The 17,625-nt window shown below is 41.0% G+C and carries 15 protein-coding genes and 1 pseudogene; all 16 read left to right on the top strand.

Annotated features, from left to right (window positions below):
• The first annotated feature begins 101 nt into the window (after positions 1 to 101).
• Positions 102 to 1,382 (top strand): colanic acid biosynthesis pyruvyl transferase WcaK, encoded by a 1,281-nt coding sequence (gene wcaK, locus G434_RS18395; RefSeq protein WP_000770830.1) that lies wholly within the window; start codon positions 102 to 104, stop codon positions 1,380 to 1,382.
• Entirely contained in the window at positions 1,379 to 2,599 is a 1,221-nt protein-coding gene (gene wcaL / locus G434_RS18400; protein ID WP_000862687.1) for a colanic acid biosynthesis glycosyltransferase WcaL, read from the top strand. Before wcaK ends, wcaL begins: the two co-directional genes overlap by 4 nt.
• Positions 2,600 to 2,609: 10 nt before the next feature.
• The gene (gene wcaM, locus G434_RS18405; protein WP_001116066.1) at positions 2,610 to 4,004 is read left to right on the top strand and encodes a colanic acid biosynthesis protein WcaM; all 1,395 of its coding nucleotides are present in this window, start codon (positions 2,610 to 2,612) and stop codon (positions 4,002 to 4,004) included.
• Between the two features lie 174 nt (positions 4,005 to 4,178).
• Complete coding sequence (gene galF / locus G434_RS18410; RefSeq protein ID WP_000183040.1) at positions 4,179 to 5,072, top strand: UTP--glucose-1-phosphate uridylyltransferase GalF; 894 nt, start codon at positions 4,179 to 4,181, stop codon at positions 5,070 to 5,072.
• 372 nt (positions 5,073 to 5,444) lie between these two features.
• A complete protein-coding gene (gene rfbB, locus G434_RS18415) occupies positions 5,445 to 6,530 on the top strand; it encodes a dTDP-glucose 4,6-dehydratase (RefSeq protein ID WP_000699407.1) in 1,086 nt (361 codons plus the stop codon).
• Positions 6,530 to 7,429 carry a dTDP-4-dehydrorhamnose reductase gene (rfbD, locus tag G434_RS18420; protein WP_001023641.1) on the top strand — a complete coding sequence of 300 codons (900 nt, stop codon included), beginning with the start codon at positions 6,530 to 6,532 and terminating at the stop codon, positions 7,427 to 7,429. Before rfbB ends, rfbD begins: the two co-directional genes overlap by 1 nt.
• Before the next feature lie 57 nt (positions 7,430 to 7,486).
• Positions 7,487 to 8,365, top strand: coding sequence for a glucose-1-phosphate thymidylyltransferase RfbA (gene rfbA, locus G434_RS18425; protein ID WP_000857525.1), 879 nt, complete (start codon positions 7,487 to 7,489; stop codon positions 8,363 to 8,365).
• Positions 8,366 to 8,369: 4 nt separating this feature from the next.
• Entirely contained in the window at positions 8,370 to 8,912 is a 543-nt protein-coding gene (rfbC, locus tag G434_RS18430) for a dTDP-4-dehydrorhamnose 3,5-epimerase (RefSeq protein WP_001100793.1), read from the top strand.
• A gap of 1 nt (position 8,913) precedes the next feature.
• On the top strand, positions 8,914 to 10,173 hold the full coding sequence (gene wzx / locus G434_RS18435) for an O25 family O-antigen flippase (RefSeq protein WP_001296215.1): 1,260 nt from the start codon (positions 8,914 to 8,916) through the stop codon (positions 10,171 to 10,173).
• Between the two features lie 4 nt (positions 10,174 to 10,177).
• Positions 10,178 to 11,143: a glycosyltransferase family 2 protein gene (locus tag G434_RS18440; protein ID WP_000639413.1), complete on the top strand. Its 966-nt coding sequence runs from the start codon at positions 10,178 to 10,180 to the stop codon at positions 11,141 to 11,143.
• 62 nt (positions 11,144 to 11,205) lie between these two features.
• The gene (locus tag G434_RS18445; protein ID WP_001296214.1) at positions 11,206 to 12,354 is read left to right on the top strand and encodes a glycosyltransferase family 4 protein; all 1,149 of its coding nucleotides are present in this window, start codon (positions 11,206 to 11,208) and stop codon (positions 12,352 to 12,354) included.
• A pseudogene (locus G434_RS18450) lies at positions 12,326 to 13,388 on the top strand (hypothetical protein). Before G434_RS18445 ends, G434_RS18450 begins: the two are co-directional and overlap by 29 nt.
• A gap of 225 nt (positions 13,389 to 13,613) precedes the next feature.
• Positions 13,614 to 14,219: an LbetaH domain-containing protein gene (locus G434_RS18455; RefSeq protein WP_001296213.1), complete on the top strand. Its 606-nt coding sequence runs from the start codon at positions 13,614 to 13,616 to the stop codon at positions 14,217 to 14,219.
• On the top strand, positions 14,204 to 15,304 hold the full coding sequence (locus tag G434_RS18460) for a glycosyltransferase (protein ID WP_000517629.1): 1,101 nt from the start codon (positions 14,204 to 14,206) through the stop codon (positions 15,302 to 15,304). Before G434_RS18455 ends, G434_RS18460 begins: the two co-directional genes overlap by 16 nt.
• A gap of 1 nt (position 15,305) precedes the next feature.
• Complete coding sequence (locus G434_RS18465; protein ID WP_000262536.1) at positions 15,306 to 16,097, top strand: glycosyltransferase; 792 nt, start codon at positions 15,306 to 15,308, stop codon at positions 16,095 to 16,097.
• Positions 16,098 to 16,193: 96 nt separating this feature from the next.
• Positions 16,194 to 17,600, top strand: a complete 1,407-nt coding sequence (gndA, locus tag G434_RS18470) for an NADP-dependent phosphogluconate dehydrogenase (RefSeq protein ID WP_000043486.1) — start codon at positions 16,194 to 16,196, stop codon at positions 17,598 to 17,600.
• The last annotated feature ends 25 nt before the right edge of the window (positions 17,601 to 17,625 follow it).

Here is a 17,625-nt window from a genome sequence, read left to right as displayed (position 1 = left end):
TCTTGTAGGCCTGATAAGACGCGTCAGCGTCGCATCAGGCAAAAAACAGCAATGAAAACAACAAACACAGCCTCACCTGGCATCAAATTTATGAGGAAAAAATGAAATTACTTATTCTGGGCAACCACACTTGCGGCAATCGCGGCGACAGCGCCATCCTGCGCGGCTTACTTGATGCCATCAATATCCTCAATCCACATGCCGAAGTGGACGTGATGAGTCGCTATCCGGTCAGTTCTTCCTGGCTGCTCAACCGCCCGGTAATGGGCGATCCGCTGTTCCTGCAAATGAAACAACACAACAGTGCAGCGGGCGTTGTCGGGCGCGTTAAAAAAGTCCTCCGTCGCCGTTACCAACATCAGGTACTGCTCTCACGCGTCACCGACACTGGCAAGTTGCGTAATATCGCCATCGCCCAGGGATTCACTGACTTCGTGCGCCTGCTGTCAGGTTACGACGCCATTATTCAGGTCGGCGGATCGTTTTTTGTCGATCTCTATGGCGTGCCGCAGTTTGAACATGCGCTTTGCACGTTTATGGCGAAAAAGCCGCTGTTTATGATTGGTCACAGCGTCGGCCCGTTCCAGGATAAGCAATTTAACCAACTGGCGAACTACGTTTTTGGTCACTGCGACGCGCTGATCCTGCGCGAATCGGTCAGCCTTGATTTGATGAAACGCAGCAATATCACTACCGCAAAAGTTGAACATGGCGTCGATACCGCGTGGCTGGTCGATCACCACACAGAAGACTTTACCGCCAGCTATGCTGTTCAACACTGGCTGGACGTTGCCGCACAACAGAAAGCGGTGGCCATTACCCTGCGTGAACTGGCACCGTTCGACAAACGCCTCGGCACCACTCAACAAGCGTATGAAAAAGCCTTTGCCGGGGTGGTCAATCGCATTCTCGACGAAGGCTATCAGGTGATTGCGCTCTCCACCTGTACGGGCATCGACAGCTATAACAAAGACGACCGCATGGTGGCGCTCAATCTGCGCCAGCACATCAGCGATCCTGCCCGTTACCACGTGGTGATGGATGAACTCAACGATCTGGAAATGGGCAAAATTCTGGGGGCCTGTGAACTCACCGTCGGTACGCGCCTGCACTCCGCCATTATCTCAATGAACTTTGCCACCCCGGCGATTGCCATCAACTATGAACATAAATCCGCCGGGATCATGCAGCAGCTGGGACTACCGGAGATGGCGATTGATATCCGTCATTTATTAGACGGCAGCCTGCAAGCGATGGTTGCGGATACCTTAGGCCAACTTCCGGCGCTGAACGCACGACTTAACGAAGCCGTCAGTCGCGAACGTCAGACAGGAATGCAGATGGTGCAGTCTGTGCTTGAGCGCATCGGGGAGGTGAAATGAAGGTCGGCTTCTTTTTATTGAAATTTCCGCTGTCGTCGGAAACCTTCGTCCTCAACCAAATCACTGCGTTTATTGATATGGGCTTTGAGGTGGAGATTGTCGCGTTGCAAAAAGGCGACACACAAAACACCCACGCGGCATGGACGAAATACAACCTTGCCGCCAGAACCCGCTGGTTACAGGACGAACCTACGGGCAAAGTGGCGAAGCTGCGCCACCGAGCCAGCCAGACCTTACGCGGCATTCATCGTAAAAATACCTGGCAGGCGCTCAACCTCAAACGCTATGGCGCAGAGTCGCGGAACCTGATTTTGTCTGCCATTTGTGGTCAGGTCGCAACATCGTTACATGCCGATGTCTTTATCGCACATTTTGGCCCTGCGGGGGTAACCGCAGCAAAACTCCGCGAACTGGGTGTCATTCGCGGCAAAATTGCCACTATCTTCCACGGCATTGATATCTCCAGTCGGGAGGTGCTCAACCATTACACTCCCGAATATCAGCAACTGTTTCGCCGTGGCGACCTGATGCTACCAATAAGCGATCTGTGGGCCGGAAGGCTGCAAAAAATGGGCTGCCCGAGGGAAAAAATCGCCGTATCGCGCATGGGCGTGGACATGACGCGCTTTAGCCCGCGTCCGGTGAAAGCGCCTGCAACGCCGCTGGAAATCATTTCCGTCGCACGCTTAACCGAGAAAAAAGGCCTGCATGTGGCGATTGAAGCCTGCCGTCAGTTGAAAGAGCAGGGCGTGGCATTTCGCTATCGCATCCTCGGCATTGGCCCGTGGGAACGACGCCTGCGCACCCTCATCGAACAATATCAACTGGAAGATGTGGTGGAGATGCCGGGCTTTAAACCGAGCCATGAAGTGAAAGAGATGCTCGATGACGCGGATGTCTTCCTGTTGCCATCGGTTACGGGTGCGGATGGCGATATGGAAGGTATTCCGGTGGCGCTAATGGAAGCGATGGCGGTCGGTATTCCGGTGGTTTCTACTCTGCATAGCGGAATTCCTGAACTGGTGGAGGCTGACAAATCCGGCTGGCTGGTGCCTGAGAACGATGCTCGCGCACTGGCGCAACGACTGGCGGCGTTTAGCCAACTGGACAGCGACGAACTGGCTCCTGTCGTCAAACGTGCTCGCGAAAAAGTCGAACACGATTTTAACCAGCAGGTGATCAATCGAGAACTCGCCAGCTTGCTGCAGGCTTTATAGAGGAGAACGCATGCCATTTAAAAAACTCTCCCGACGCACCTTCCTGACGGCAAGTTCTGTGCTTGCCTTCCTCCATACGCCTTTCGCCCGCGCACTTCCCGCTCAACAAAGCGTTAACATTAACGACTACAACCCTCACGACTGGATCGCCTCATTTAAACAAGCCTTCAGCGAAGGGCAAACGGTCGTCGTGCCCGCCGGATTGGTTTGTGACAATATCAACACCGGCATCTTCATTCCTCCTGGCAAAACGTTACACATCCTTGGAAGCCTGCGCGGCAACGGCAAAGGGCGATTTGTCTTACAGGACGGCAGCCAGGTGACAGGGGAGGGGGGCGGCAGTATGCATAACATCACCCTGGATGTGCGCGGCTCTGACTGCACCATCAAAGGGCTGGCGATGAGCGGCTTTGGTCCGGTAACGCAGATTTATATCGGCGGCAAAAACAAACGGGTCATGCACAACCTGACCATCGATAACCTGACCGTTAGCCACGCTAATTACGCCATCTTACGCCAGGGATTTCATAACCAGATAATCGGTGCCAACATCACCAACTGTAAGTTCAGCGACTTACAGGGCGACGCTATTGAATGGAACGTGGCGATTAACGACAGTGATATTTTGATATCCGACCATGTCATCGAGCGCATCAACTGTACTAATGGCAAAATCAACTGGGGCATTGGCATAGGCCTTGCGGGAAGCACTTATGATAATAATTACCCAGAAGATCAGGCAGTGAAAAACTTTGTCGTGGCGAATATCACGGGATCGGATTGTCGGCAACTGATCCATGTTGAAAATGGTAAACATTTTGTTATCCGTAATATCAAAGCTCGTAATATCACGCCGGATTTCAGTAAGAAAGCAGGTATTGATAACGCCACAGTTGCTATTTATGGTTGTGACAACTTTGTGATTGATAATATTGAAATGATTAATAGTGCCGGGATGTTAATCGGCTATGGGGTAATTAAAGGCAAATATCTCTCGATACCGCAGAATTTCCGAGTGAATGATATTCAATTGGATAATACTCATCTTGCTTATAAATTGCGCGGCATCCAAATCTCCGCCGGGAATGCTGTCTCCTTTGTGGCGCTGACTAACATTGAGATGAAGCGTGCGTCGCTGGAGTTACACAACAAACCGCAACATCTTTTTATGCGTAATATCAATGTGATGCAGGAATCCTCAGTTGGACCAGCATTGAGCATGAACTTTGACATGCGCAAAGACGTTCGAGGCGTGTTTATGGCGAAAAAAGAAACACTGCTGTCTCTTGCAAATGTTCATGCGGTGAATGAAAAAGGGCAAAGCTCCGTCGATATCGACAGGATTAATCACCATATTGTTAATGTGGAAAAGATTAACTTTAGATTGCCGGAACGGAGAGAGTAGATTTGCGACCATTCCTGGAAAAATGGAGTCATACTTAGGAACAATGCTACTGCAATCCACAACGAAGCGGCGTAACATCACAAGTAATTCAGTAATCAATTCAGGGTAATTGATGCTGGCGAAAAAAATCGAACAAGCTATAATTCAGCAACCATTTTACAGGTGGATGAAATAATGACGAATTTAAAAGCAGTTATTCCTGTAGCGGGTCTAGGGATGCATATGTTGCCTGCCACTAAGGCGATTCCCAAAGAGATGCTACCGATCGTCGACAAGCCAATGATTCAGTACATTGTTGACGAGATTGTGGCTGCAGGGATCAAAGAAATCCTCCTGGTAACTCATGCGTCCAAGAACGCGGTCGAAAACCACTTCGATACATCTTATGAATTAGAATCTCTCCTTGAACTGCGCGTGAAGCGTCAACTGCTGGCGGAAGTACAGTCCATCTGTCCGCCGGGCGTGACCATTATGAACGTGCGTCAGGGCGAACCTTTAGGTTTAGGCCACTCCATTTTGTGTGCGCGACCTGCCATTGGTGACAACCCATTTGTCGTGGTACTGCCAGACGTTGTGATCGACAATGCCAGCGCCGACCCGCTACGTTACAACCTTGCTGCCATGATTGCACGTTTCAACGAAACGGGCCGCAGCCAGGTGCTGGCAAAACGTATGCCGGGTGACCTCTCTGAATACTCCGTCATTCAGACTAAAGAGCCGCTGGATCGTGAAGGTAAAGTCAGCCGCATTGTTGAATTTATCGAAAAACCGGATCAGCCGCAGACGCTGGACTCAGACATCATGGCCGTAGGTCGCTATGTGCTTTCTGCCGATATTTGGCCGGAACTGGAACGTACTCAGCCTGGTGCATGGGGACGTATTCAGCTGACTGATGCCATTGCTGAGTTGGCAAAAAAACAAGCAGTTGACGCAATGCTGATGACTGGGGACAGTTACGACTGCGGAAAGAAAATGGGTTATATGCAAGCGTTTGTGAAGTATGGGCTGCGTAACCTGAAGGAAGGGGCGAAGTTCCGTAAAGGTATTGAGAAGCTGTTAAGCGAGTAACAAATTCCTGACTGGAAGTGTCGGTCAGTAAGTAATTAAAAACGGCAGTGAAGATTCATAGCATAAGTTTTGCTCATTGAATCTCACTGCCGTTGTCTTTTTTATAAGTACAATAAAAACAGCATGTTAGCTTGCAATCATAGTTCAAATTTTTCCAGGATTTTCCTTGTTTCTACAGCTGTTTGGTAAGACAATTAGCGTTTGAATTTTTCGGATTTGGCACGAGTGGGTTACGCTCGTCACATCGTGGAAATGTACGCAGTGCTCTGGTAGCGGTTAAGCCAGGGGCGGTAGCGTGCATTAATGCATCTATTAATCAAATCTGGAGCAGTCTATTTCACAGCATGCTCTCTGGCTATATGGAATAAAAAAGTGAAGATACTTGTTACTGGTGGCGCAGGATTTATTGGTTCTGCTGTTGTTCGTCACATAATAAATAATACGCAAGATAGTGTTGTTAATGTCGATAAATTAACATACGCCGGAAACCTGGAATCACTTGCAGATGTTTCTGATTCTGAACGCTATTTCTTTGAACATGCGGATATTTGTGATGCAGCTGCAATGGCACGGATTTTTGCTCAGCATCAGCCGGATGCAGTGATGCACCTGGCAGCTGAAAGCCATGTTGACCGTTCAATTACAGGCCCTGCGGCATTTATTGAAACCAATATTGTGGGTACTTATGTCCTTTTAGAAGCGGCTCGGAATTATTGGTCTGGTCTGGATGATGAAAAGAAAAAAAACTTCCGTTTTCATCATATTTCTACTGATGAGGTGTATGGTGACTTACCCCATCCGGATGAAGTAAATAGCAATGAAACGTTGCCGCTATTTACGGAAACGACAGCATACGCGCCAAGTAGTCCATATTCTGCTTCTAAAGCTTCCAGCGATCATTTGGTTCGCGCATGGAAACGTACTTATGGTTTACCGACCATTGTGACTAATTGCTCGAACAACTATGGTCCTTATCATTTCCCGGAAAAGCTTATTCCACTGGTTATTCTTAATTCACTGGAAGGTAAGGCATTACCTATTTATGGCAAAGGAGATCAGATCCGCGACTGGTTGTATGTAGAGGATCATGCTCGAGCGTTATATACCGTCGTAACCGAAGGTAAAGCGGGCGAAACTTATAACATTGGTGGACACAACGAAAAGAAAAACATCGACGTAGTGTTCACTATTTGTGATTTGTTGGATGAGATAGTCCCGAAAGAGAAATCTTACCGCGAGCAAATTACTTATGTTACCGATCGTCCGGGACACGATCGCCGTTATGCGATTGATGCTGAGAAGATTGGTCGCGAATTGGGATGGAAACCACAGGAAACGTTTGAGAGTGGGATTCGTAAAACGGTGGAATGGTACCTGTCCAATACAAAATGGGTTGATAATGTGAAAAGTGGTGCCTATCAATCGTGGATTGAACAGAACTATGAGGGCCGCCAGTAATGAATATCCTCCTTTTTGGCAAAACAGGGCAGGTAGGTTGGGAACTACAGCGTGCTCTGGCACCTCTGGGTAATTTGATTGCTCTTGATGTTCACTCCACTGATTACTGTGGTGATTTTAGTAATCCTGAAGGTGTAGCTGAAACCGTAAGAAGCATTCGGCCTGATATTATTGTCAACGCAGCCGCTCACACCGCAGTAGACAAAGCAGAATCAGAACCGAAGTTTGCACAATTACTGAACGCGACGAGTGTCGAAGCGATCGCGAAAGCAGCCAATGAAGTCGGCGCCTGGGTTATTCACTACTCTACTGACTACGTATTTCCGGGGACCGGTGAAATACCATGGCAGGAGGAGGATGCAACCGCACCGCTAAATGTTTACGGTGAAACCAAGTTAGCGGGAGAAAAAGCATTACAAGAGCATTGTGCGAAGCACCTTATTTTCCGGACCAGCTGGGTCTATGCAGGTAAAGGAAATAACTTCGCCAAAACAATGTTGCGTCTGGCAAAAGAGCGTGAAGAATTAGCCGTTATTAATGATCAGTTTGGTGCGCCAACTGGCGCAGAGTTACTGGCTGATTGTACGGCACATGCTATTCGTGTGGCACTGAATAAACCGGAAGTCGCAGGCTTGTACCATCTGGTAGCTAGTGGTACCACAACGTGGCACGATTATGCTGCGCTGGTTTTTGAAGAGGCGCGCAAAGCAGGCATTCCCCTTGCACTCAACAAGCTCAACGCAGTACCAACAACAGCCTATCCTACACCAGCTCGTCGTCCACATAACTCTCGCCTTAATACAGAAAAATTTCAGCAGAACTTTGCGCTTGTCTTGCCTGACTGGCAGGTTGGCGTGAAACGAATGCTTAACGAATTATTTACGACTACAGCAATTTAATAGTTTTTGCATCTTGTTCGTAATGGTGGAGCAAGATGTATTAAAAGGAATGATGAAATGAAAACGCGTAAAGGTATTATTTTGGCGGGTGGTTCTGGTACTCGTCTTTATCCTGTGACGATGGCCGTCAGTAAACAGCTGTTACCGATTTATGATAAACCGATGATCTATTACCCGCTCTCTACACTGATGTTAGCGGGTATTCGCGATATTCTGATTATCAGTACACCACAGGATACTCCTCGTTTTCAACAACTGCTGGGTGACGGGAGCCAGTGGGGCCTGAATCTTCAGTACAAAGTGCAACCGAGTCCGGATGGTCTTGCGCAGGCGTTTATTATCGGTGAAGAGTTTATTGGTGGTGATGATTGTGCTTTGGTACTTGGTGATAATATCTTCTACGGCCACGACCTGCCGAAGTTAATGGACGTAGCTGTTAACAAAGAAAGTGGTGCAACGGTATTTGCCTATCACGTTAATGATCCTGAACGTTATGGTGTCGTGGAGTTTGATAATAACGGTACTGCAATTAGCCTGGAAGAAAAACCGCTGGAACCAAAAAGTAACTATGCGGTTACTGGGCTTTATTTCTATGACAATGACGTTGTGGAAATGGCGAAAAACCTTAAGCCTTCTGCCCGAGGTGAACTGGAAATTACCGATATTAACCGTATTTATATGGAACAAGGACGTTTGTCTGTCGCTATGATGGGGCGTGGCTATGCATGGCTGGATACAGGGACGCATCAAAGTCTTATTGAAGCAAGCAACTTCATTGCCACCATTGAAGAGCGCCAGGGACTAAAGGTTTCCTGTCCGGAAGAAATTGCTTATCGTAAAGGGTTTATTGATGCTGAGCAGGTAAAAGTATTAGCCGAACCGTTGAAGAAAAATGCTTATGGTCAGTATCTGCTCAAAATGATTAAAGGTTATTAATAAGATGAACGTAATTAAAACTGAAATTCCTGATGTGCTGATTTTTGAACCAAAAGTTTTTGGGGATGAACGTGGCTTCTTTTTTGAGAGTTTTAATCAGAGGATTTTTGAAGAAGCAGTAGGTCGTAAGGTTGAGTTTGTTCAGGATAACCATTCTAAGTCCAGTAAAGGTGTTTTACGTGGTCTTCATTATCAGTTAGAACCTTATGCTCAAGGAAAACTGGTGCGCTGTGTTGTTGGCGAGGTTTTTGATGTTGCGGTTGATATTCGTAAATCGTCACCTACATTTGGGAAATGGGTTGGGGTGAATTTGTCTGCTGAGAATAAGCGTCAGTTGTGGATTCCTGAGGGATTTGCACATGGTTTTTTGGTGCTGAGTGATTTAGCAGAAGTTTTATATAAAACGAATCAATATTATGCTCCATCACATGAAAAAAATATTATATGGAATGACCTCTTGCTTAATATTAAATGGCCGAGCACAGCACTGATCACTCTGTCTGATAAGGATGCAAATGGGGAAAGATTTGAACTAAGTGAGTTTTGAAATGTCTCTCTTAAAACATAGTATATGGAATGTTGCGGGCTACTTTATACCAACATTAATTGCAATTCCCGCCTTTGGATTAATTGCGAGGAAAATTGGTGTAGAACTATTTGGTTTGTATACGTTAGCAATGATTTTTATAGGGTATGCAAGTATATTTGATGCTGGGTTAACAAGAGCTGTTGTGCGTGAAATAGCATTACTAAAAAACAGAGTGGACGATTGTAATACGATAATAGTAACTTCTATTATCGCTGTGATATTTTTAGGGTTTATCGGAGGCGGGGGAGTGTTTCTGCTTAAAGGCGATATTATTGAACTGTTAAATATCTCACCAATATATTACGCCGATTCGATAAAGTCTCTAGTATTATTATCATCTCTGATACCTGTATTCTTAGTCACGCAAATACTATTAGCAGAGCTTGAGGGTCGGGAATATTTTGGGATTCTAAATATACAAAAAAGTGTAGGGAATTCTTTAATTGCAGGGTTACCTGCATTATTTGTTTTAATTAATCAAACGCTTTTTTCTGCAATTATTGGTGTAGCGATTGCAAGAGTTATATGCTTGTGGTTAAGCTACATTATGAGCAGGGAAAGAATAACTATCGATATCTCATTTTTTTCAATAACTGTTTTAAAGCGGTTATTTAGATATGGCGGGTGGGTAACTATAAGTAACATAATATCTCCTATATTAGCGAGTATGGATAGATTTATTCTATCCCATATCCAGGGAGCATCAAAAATATCATTCTACACAGTCCCTAATGAGCTGGTAACTAGGCTTGGAATAGTTCCAGGCTCTCTTGGGAAAGCTGTTTTTCCAAAATTAAGTCATGCAAGGAATTTTACAGCGTCATATGCAGAGCAAAAAAAAGCTTATATATTAATGACTGTCATTGTAATGCCTTTGGTTTTATTTGTATATTATTACGCAAAGTTTATTTTAACATTGTGGATGGGGGCTGAGTATGCAGGGATTTCGGTCGAAATATTACGGATTATGCTTATAGGGTATATTTTTAACTGTTATTCACAAATCTCTTTTGCCAACATACAGGCCTTTGGAAAAGCAAAATACACTGCATACATCCATATGATGGAATTTATTCCTTATTTGATAATGTTATATATAATTTCAAAGGAATATGGGGTTATTGGTGTTGCGTGGTTATGGACAATTCGAGTAATAATTGATTTTTTGATGCTTTTATATATGAGTTATCGTTGTAATAATCTTATGAAAAAAGGGTAGCCTGATGATATATATTGTGGTATTAAATTGGAATGGGGCTATAGATACCATTAATTGTGTTAAAAGTTTAATGGATTTAAATGTTAGCGATTATAAAATTATCATTGTTGATAACTGTTCTATGGATAACTCATATGATACTATAAAAGAAAATCTTAATTCATTATATATTGCTGATAAAAGTATCATTGAGGTGAAGTATGAGGATAGAAATAAATATAAAACCTTAGAAAACGATAAAATCATATTAATACAATCTCCGCAAAATAATGGGTACGCAAGTGGTAATAATATTGGCATAGAGTTCGCTCTTAATCAGGAGAATATGAAATACGTCTGGGTTCTGAATAATGATACTGAAGTGGATAAAGAGGCTTTAACTCATTTAATTAGTAAATGTGATTCAGATAAAAGTATAGGGATTTGCGGTTCTCGTTTAGTCTATTTTGCCGACAGAGAGATGCAGCAAGGACTAGGTGGGGTGCATAACAAATGGTTATGCACTACAAAAAATTATGAAATGGGAAGATTAGTTTCCAAAAAATATGATGATGAAGTCATTAGTAATGATATAGATTATATAATTGGCGCATCGATGTTTTTCTCTAGAGAATGTTTGGAAACAGTTGGATTGATGAATGAAGAATATTTTTTATACTATGAAGAGTTAGATATTTGCCTCAGAGCAAAAGCAAAGAACTTTAAATTAGGTATTTGCTCAGAAAGTTTGGTTTATCATAAAATAGGTGCAAGTACTGATGGGGGAAAGAGCATGATGGCTGATCTTTGCTCAATAAAAAATAGGCTGGTCATTACAGAAAGGTTTTATCCCCAATATTATTGGACGGTATGGTTGTCACTTTTTGTTGTAGCATTTAACCGTGCTAGAAGAGGTGAGTTTAATAAGATGAAAAGATGTTTGAATGTTATGTTTAACTTCAAACGAAACAAAGGTAGCAAATGCCATTAGAATATGCACTTAATCATGGTGTTAATAAATCTATAGTTTGATATGTTATTAAAGGGTATTTAATGAAAGTGGCTTTTTTATCTGCTTATGATCCACTATCTACATCCAGTTGGTCTGGCACACCTTATTATATGCTAAAGGCATTATCGAAGAGAAATATTTCCATTGAAATATTAGGACCGGTAAATAGCTATATGATATACATGTTAAAAGTATATAAATTAATATTAAGGTGTTTCGGAAAAGAATATGATTATAGTCATTCGAAGTTGCTTTCCAGGTATTACGGTAGAATATTCGGTAGGAAATTAAAAAAAATTGATGGTTTGGATTTTATTATCGCACCTGCAGGTTCCTCACAAATTGCTTTTTTAAAAACAACCATACCAATAATATATCTATCGGATACAACATATGATCAATTAAAAAGCTATTATCCGAATTTAAATAAAAAAACAATTATAAATGATGAGGATGCAAGTTTAATCGAACGCAAGGCTATTGAAAAAGCAACAGTAGTATCTTTCCCATCTAAATGGGCAATGGATTTTTGCAGGAATTATTACAGATTAGATTTTGATAAATTAGTTGAAATACCATGGGGGGCTAATTTATTTGATGATATTCACTTTGCTAATAAAAATATAATTCAAAAGAATAGTTATACTTGTCTTTTCTTGGGAGTTGATTGGGAAAGAAAAGGTGGGAAAACAGCCTTGAAAGCAATTGAATATGTAAGGCAGTTATATGGGATCGATGTTAGACTAAAAATTTGTGGATGTACTCCGAATCAAAAGATTTTACCTACTTGGGTTGAATTAATTGATAAAGTAGATAAAAATAACGTTGACGAATATCAGAAATTCATCGATGTGTTATCTAACGCTGATATACTTCTTTTACCAACCATTGCTGAATGTTATGGAATGGTATTTTGTGAAGCTGCTGCTTTTGGATTGCCTGTTGTCGCTACAGATACAGGTGGAGTCAGTTCTATAGTTATCAACGAAAGGACGGGGATATTAATTAAAGACCCGTTAGACTATAAGCACTTTGGAAATGCAATTCATAAAATAATTAGTTCCGTAGAGACTTATCAAAACTACTCCCAAAACGCAAGAATTAGATATAATAATATATTGCATTGGGACAATTGGGCTAAAAAGATAATTGAGATTATGTATGAGCATAAGAATAGAAGAATCAAATAGCACAAAAAGAATTATATGTTTATTTATACTTTTTCTTGTTTTCCCTGATTTTTTGTTTTATACATTAGGGGTTGATAATTTTAGCATTTCAACGATAATCTCAATTACATTGCTTTTTGTTTTTTTAAGAGCTAAAAATATTTGCAAAGATAATTTTCTAATAATAGTAGCGTTATTCATATTGTTGTGTTTTAACTGTTTGTTAAGTATGCTATTTAATATTGAACAGGCTTTAACATTTAAAGTTGTACTTTCAATATATAGCATCTTAATAATGGCATACGTCTCCTCTTGTTATGCACAGACGTTGTGGTTATGTTCTGAAGAAATACTTAAGAGATCCGTCTTTTATTTGTTCGCATTTCTTTGCCTTATTGGCATTATAAGTATTCTTTTACAGAAGACTGAGATTATACATGATAAAAGTATGATTCTTTTTCCTGAACCATCAGCATTTGCATTGGTTTTTATACCTATCTTTTCATTTTGTTTATACTATACAAGAGGGGGGGGGCTACTATTGCTCTATATATTATCTTTGGGTATTGCGTTAGGTATCCAGAATTTAACAATGTTGGTAGGCATTGTGATTAGTGTTTTTGTGATGAAAAAAATAACTATAAGGCAAACTATTGTTATACTTTTGGGGGCATGGATTTTTTCCATGATATTAAGTGATTTAGACATTTCTTACTATACATCGCGGCTTGATTTTAAAAATACTACGAACCTATCAGTGCTTGTATATCTTTCAGGAATTGAAAGAGCTTTCTTGAATTTTATTACAAGTTATGGTCTTGGTATTGGTTTTCAACAAATGGGAGTGAATGGGGAGATAGGAATATATCAACAAATTTTAGCTGAACTTGATGCCCCTATGTTAAATATATACGATGGCTCATTTATTTCTTCTAAGTTAATATCTGAGTTTGGGGTTATTGGTGCATTAATGTGTATTTTCTATTTTTTTTATTTTTCCCGATTTTATCTGCGTTTCAAAAAAAGTAAGAGATATTCACCGCAGTATATTTTAGCATATAGCTTCTACATGTGTTTCTTCATCCCTCTTTTTATACGTGGTGCTGGTTATATAAACCCCTATGTGTTTATGTTATTTTCATCAATATTTTTGTGCAAATATCACGCTAAAAATATCTTGATGAAATCTAATGTCCAGATAGCTATATAATAGTAGATTATATTATCATTATCACGTAAATTACATATTAATAGCATATATGATAACTAGGACATAAATAATGTGCATTAAAAAAAAACTTAAGTTAATTAAACGATATGGCCTTTATGGTGGTCTTAGGCTTCTTAAAGATATATTCTTAACAAAATTTTTATTTTGTTCAAATGTTAGGATTATTAGATTTCCATGTTATATTAGAAAAGATGGAAGTGTTAGTTTTGGAAAAGGTTTTACATCAGGTGTAGGATTACGAGTTGATGCATTTATGGATGCCGTAGTTTCCATTGGAGAAAATGTTCAAATTAATGACTATGTTCACATCGCGGCTATTAATAATGTCATTATTGGTAGAGATACATTAATAGCAAGTAAAGTATTTATTAGTGATCATAATCATGGTATTTTTTCTAAATCCGATATCCATAGTTCACCAACTATTATTCCTTCGTCTAGGCCCCTTGAATCTGCACCTGTGTATATTGGAGAGCGTGTGTGGATTGGCGAAAATGTGACAATATTACCAGGTGCGTGTATAGGTAATGGTGTAGTTATTGGCGCAAACAGTGTTGTTCGTGGTGAGATTCCTAATAATGTGATCATTGCTGGTGTTCCAGCTAAAATTGTTAAAAAATATAACTATGAGCGTATGCAATGGGAAAGAATATAGTTGTAATATCGGCTGTTAATTTTACAACCGGAGGCCCCTTTACCGTACTAAAAAATGTGCTTACAGCAACTAAAGATAGAGCCGAATGTAAATTTATTGCACTGGTTCATAGCTCTGCTGAACTAATGGAATTATTTCCGTGGGTTGAATTTATAGAGTATCCAGAAGTCAAGTCTTCGTGGGTTAAAAGATTATATTTCGAATATATAACTTGCAATAGATTATCTAAGGTGATTAAGGCAACTCATTGGGTATGCTTACATGATATTACAGCAAATGTTAGTGTACCCTATAGATTTGTTTATTGCCACAATCCTGCACCGTTCTATAAATATTTAAGCTATCGAGATATTATAGGAGAACCTAAATTTTATCTTTTTTATCTTTTTTATGGGCTTTTATACAATATCAATATAAAAAAGAACACAGCAGTTTTTGTTCAGCAGCAGTGGCTAAAAAAAGAATTCGAAAAAAAATATAAGTTAAAGAATGTTGTTGTTAGTCGCCCTGAAGATATTTGCCCTTTTGAAAGTGATGGTTTGGTAAGAAATAATAATAAAAAGGATGTGAGGATATTTTACCCAGCAGTGCCCCGTATATTTAAAAACTTTGAAGTTATCATACGTGCTGCACAAATATTACAAGATAAAAATATTCATTTTTATCTTACTTTTGATGGTACTGAAAATAAGTATGCAAAAAGAATATATAAATTAGCTTCCGAACTGAAAAATGTACATTTCCTCGGTTACCTTAATGCAACCGAGATGGTTAACTTTTATCAAGATTCAGATATTATTTGTTTCCCATCGAAACTAGAAACGTGGGGATTACCATTATCAGAAGCTAAAACATACAAAAAATGGATATTTGCGGCAGACTTACCTTATGCTCATGAAGTTTTATATAACTATTCAAAAACTAGATATTTTCCATTTGACGATGAGAAAATACTTGTTCGCTACATATTAGAGTACACAAGTAAAAATATGCATGAAGATATAAAAAATAGTAGGGTGAATTTTAATAATGATGCATTGACTGGTTTTGAACAGTTTATTGAATATATCCTCAAGGGGAACTGACGTGGTTTATATTATAATCGTTTCACATGGCCATGATGACTATATAGAAAATCTTTTATTAAATTTAAAGTTGCCCTCTGGAAGATTTAAAATAATAGTTCGTGATAACAAAAGTTCAATGGTTTTAAAAAAAACATGCGAAAAAAATTGCGTAACCTATTTGCATGGAGGGCAATATGGATTTGGACATAATAATAACATAGCAGTGTCATATATAATTAATAACTTCATGATTATGAATAATGATTATTTTCTCTTTCTTAACCCCGATGTATTCATAACCAGTGAAAGTTTGATTAATTATGTTGATTATATAATTAGTAATGATTATAAGTTTAGCACATTATGTCTTTATCGAGATTTTACTAAAAGCAAACATGATTATTCAATACGGAGTTTTCCAACTTTATATGATTTTCTTTGTTCTTTTTTATTGGGGGTGAATAAAAGTAAAATTAAGAAGGAAAATATACTTTCTGATACTGTAGTTGATTGGTGTGCTGGCTCATTTATGCTTATTCATGCTTTAAGTTTCTTAAATGTGAATGGTTTTGATCAAAAATATTTTATGTATTGTGAAGATATTGACCTTTGTATGCGTTTAAAATTAAGTGGAGTAGATCTTTACTATACTCCCCATTTTGATGCTATTCATTATGCGCAGCATGAAAATAGAAGAATATTTACTAAAGCATTTCGATGGCATATAAGGAGTATTACGCGCTACATATTACGGAAACCAATTCTTTCTTATAAAAACTATAGAAAAATTACATCCGAACTGGTAAAGTGATTAAATAAAGTCCTAATTTTACTACTGAAATGGTATCTTTATTTAAAGATCTTTGCTTTATATACCAATTTTTTAACGCCCTGACAGGAGTAAACAATGTCAAAGCAACAGATCGGCGTCGTCGGTATGGCAGTGATGGGGCGCAACCTTGCGCTCAACATCGAAAGCCGTGGTTATACCGTCTCTATTTTCAACCGTTCCCGTGAAAAAACGGAAGAAGTGATTGCCGAAAATCCAGGCAAAAAACTGGTTCCTTACTATACGGTGAAAGAGTTTGTTGAATCTCTGGAAACGCCTCGTCGCATCCTGTTAATGGTGAAAGCAGGTGCAGGCACGGATGCTGCTATTGATTCCCTTAAGCCGTACCTCGATAAAGGTGACATCATCATTGATGGTGGTAACACCTTCTTCCAGGACACTATTCGTCGTAATCGTGAGCTTTCTGCAGAAGGCTTTAACTTCATCGGTACTGGTGTTTCTGGCGGTGAAGAAGGCGCGCTGAAAGGACCTTCCATTATGCCTGGTGGCCAGAAAGAAGCCTATGAACTGGTTGCGCCGATCCTGACCAAAATCGCCGCAGTGGCTGAAGACGGGGAGCCATGCGTTACCTATATTGGTGCCGATGGCGCAGGCCACTATGTGAAGATGGTTCACAACGGTATTGAATACGGTGATATGCAGCTGATTGCTGAAGCCTATTCTCTGCTTAAAGGTGGCCTGAACCTCACCAACGAAGAACTGGCGCAGACCTTTACCGAGTGGAATAACGGTGAACTGAGCAGCTACCTGATTGACATTACCAAAGATATCTTCACCAAAAAAGATGAAGACGGTAACTACCTGGTTGATGTGATTCTGGATGAAGCTGCAAACAAAGGTACGGGTAAATGGACCAGCCAGAGCGCGCTGGATCTCGGCGAACCGCTGTCGCTGATTACCGAGTCTGTGTTTGCACGTTATATCTCTTCTCTGAAAGATCAGCGCGTTGCCGCGTCTAAAGTTCTCTCTGGCCCGCAAGCGCAGCGAGCAGGCGACAAAGCTGAGTTTATCGAGAAGGTTCGTCGTGCGCTGTATCTGGGCAAAATCGTTTCTTACGCTCAGGGCTTCTCTCAGTTGCGTGCTGCGTCTGAAGAATACAACTGGGATCTGAACTACGGCGAAATCGCGAAGATTTTCCGTGCTGGCTGCATCATCCGTGCGCAGTTCCTGCAGAAAATCACCGATGCATACGCCGAAAATCCGCAGATCGCTAACCTGCTGCTGGCTCCGTACTTTAAGCAAATCGCCGATGACTATCAGCAGGCGCTGCGCGATGTCGTTGCTTATGCAGTACAGAACGGTATCCCGGTTCCGACCTTCGCCGCTGCGGTTGCCTATTATGACAGCTACCGTGCCGCTGTTCTGCCTGCAAACCTGATCCAGGCACAGCGTGACTATTTCGGTGCACATACTTATAAGCGCATCGATAAAGAAGGTGTGTTCCATACCGAATGGCTGGATTAATCTGACTTAACTAACAATAAATTGA

This window comes from Escherichia sp. KTE172 (assembly GCF_000408845.1).
In the GTDB taxonomy this organism is placed as follows: Bacteria; Pseudomonadota; Gammaproteobacteria; order Enterobacterales; family Enterobacteriaceae; genus Escherichia; species Escherichia coli.
Note: the sequence above shows the minus strand (reverse complement) of the source record. Positions and strands in the feature narration are given on the sequence as shown.